This window comes from Bradyrhizobium sp. P2_E8 (genome assembly GCF_056403875.1).
Genome location: NZ_JBFUES010001088.1, coordinates 1 through 2,325, shown reverse-complemented (window position 1 = coordinate 2,325; position 2,325 = coordinate 1). Strand labels below are relative to the sequence as shown.

Here is a 2,325-nt window from a genome sequence, read left to right as displayed (position 1 = left end):
CTCCAGCACGACGAGACGCAGCTGCCGAAGATGCTGCTGCTGCTCGCCAGCGACCAGGCCGATCTGGTGGTCGGCAGCCGCTATATCGAAGGCTACAAGACCGAAGGCTTCAACAAGCAGCGCGCCGGCGCCAGCGCGCTGGCGACCGAGGTCGCCCGGAAGATGCTGCGGGTCGAGATCGCCGATCCCATGAGCGGCTTCTTCATGGTCCGCCGCGATCGTTTCGAGGAATTGGCGCCGAAACTTTCGGTGCATGGCTTCAAGATCCTGCTCGACCTCGTCGCCACCGCCCACGGCAGTTTGCGGGCGGTCGAGATTCCCTACACCTTCGGCGCCCGCCAGCACGGCGAGAGCAAGCTGGATTCCATGGTCGCGCTCGACTTCCTTGGCCTGGTGCTGGCCAAGCTGAGCAACGACACCGTTTCGCTGCGTTTCATCCTGTTCGCGATGGTCGGCGGCATCGGTCTCGTCGTGCACTTGACCACGCTGTTCATCGCCCTTCGGGCCTTCAAGGCGCCGTTCGCGGAAGCGCAGGCCGCAGGCGCTATCGTCGCCATGACCAGCAATTTCATCCTCAACAACTTCCTCACCTATCGAGATCAGCGGCTGAAGGGCTTCGCGCTGCTGCGCGGCCTGATCGCGTTCTACATCGTGTGCAGCGTCGGCCTGCTCGCCAATGTCGGCGTCGCCTTCTCGGTCTACGACCAGGAGCCGATCTGGTGGCTGGCCGGCATGGCCGGCGCGCTGATGGGCGTGGTGTGGAACTACGCGATGTCCGGACTGTTCGTCTGGCGCAAGAAATAGCTCACGATGGGCGGAGCTGACGCGCGGGTCGTCCGCAATACCGCGCTAGTGATCCTAGCGCTGGTCGGCTTGCGGCTCGTCGCGGCCGCCTTCACGCCGATCACCTTCGACGAAGCCTATTACTGGATGTGGTCGAAGAACCTGGCGGGCGGCTATTACGACCACCCGCCGATGGTTGCCTACGTCATTCGCGCCGGCACGATGATCGCCGGCGACACCGAGCTCGGCGTCCGCCTCGTCTCGATCCTGCTCGCACTGCCGATGAGCTATGCGATCTATCGCTCGGCCGCGATCCTGTTCGGCGGCGCCCGCCTCGCGGCCAACAGTGCCATTCTGCTCAACGTGACGCTGCTGGCCGCGGTCGGCACGCTGATCGTCACGCCCGATGCGCCGTTGCTGGTCGCCTCCAGCTTCGTGCTGTTCTTTCTCGCAAAAGTGCTGGAGACCGGCCGCGGCGTCTGGTGGCTCGCGGTCGGTGCAGCCGTCGGTGCGGCGCTGCTGTCGAAATACACCGCGATGTTCTTCGGGCCGGCGATCCTGATCTGGCTCGCGGCCGTGCCGAAACTCAGGCGCTGGTTCCTCTCACCCTGGCCCTATCTCGGTGGCCTCGTTGCCCTTGCGCTGTTCTCGCCGGTGATCCTCTGGAATGCGGATCATCAATGGGTCTCGTTCGCAAAGCAGCTCGGGCGCGCCAGGATCGAGGATTTCCGCCCTGTCTTCATCGCCGAGCTGATCCCGACCCAGATCGCGTTCGCAACGCCGCTGGTCTTCATTCTCGGCGCGATGGGGCTGCATGCGCTGACGTGGCGCCGGGCCGGCGCGCTGGCCTCGCGCGTGCTGATCGAGACGCTGTTCTGGACCATCGTCGCCTATTTCGCCTGGCATTCGCTGCATGCCCGCGTCGAGGCCAACTGGTTCGCGCCGGTCTATCCGCCCTTCGTGGTTGCGGCTGCGGCCGCCGCCAACCTCGTGCAGTGGAAACCGCGTGCGCGCCGCCTGGTCGACTTTTGTCTGCGCTGGGCTGCGCCTGCCGGCATCGTGATGTTCGCAGCCCTCATTGTGCAGGCCAACACCGGCTGGCTGTCCGGCTATCGCCGCGATGCGACCGTGCGCAGCGTCGGCGTCGGCTGGCGCGAGCTCGCCGCGGAGATCGAAGCCGTGCGCGCCCGCACCGGTGCGACGTGCGTGCTTGCGCCGGATTACGGCACCACGGGCTGGCTCGCCTTCTATCTGCCGCGCGGCACCTGCGTGGTGCAGCAGAACCAGCGTATCCGCTGGGTCAACATGCCCGAGCCCGATCCAAAGCTGCTTGCCGGCAAGCTGCTCTATATCGATGAGCTGCGTCAGGGCGGCCATCCCGCCGTCAATGATCTGTTTGCGCAGGTGACGCAGGTTGCGCAATTGCAGCGCAAGCGCGGGCCGCTCGTGATCGAGACCTACGGCATCGATCTGCTCGAAGGCGCCAAGGGCGACGTGCTGGACCGCTCGCCGCCACCGGAAGCGCGGTAGCGGGCGTTACCG

At 65.8% G+C, this 2,325-nt stretch carries 2 protein-coding genes; both read left to right on the top strand.

The window, feature by feature from the left end:
- The coding region (locus AC1D00_RS37010) for a GtrA family protein (RefSeq protein ID WP_477014071.1) at positions 1–804 on the top strand (804 nt) is incomplete at its 5' end.
- Between the two features lie 6 nt (positions 805–810).
- A complete protein-coding gene (locus AC1D00_RS37005) occupies positions 811–2,313 on the top strand; it encodes a glycosyltransferase family 39 protein (protein ID WP_477014070.1) in 1,503 nt (500 codons plus the stop codon).
- Positions 2,314–2,325 lie beyond the last annotated feature (12 nt).

What these genes read in the sequence shown, in the direction of transcription:
- AC1D00_RS37005 (WP_477014070.1), top strand. Translation starts at nt 811, where the DNA reads ATGGGCGGAGCTGACGCGCGGGTCGTCCGCAATACCGCGCTAGTGATC.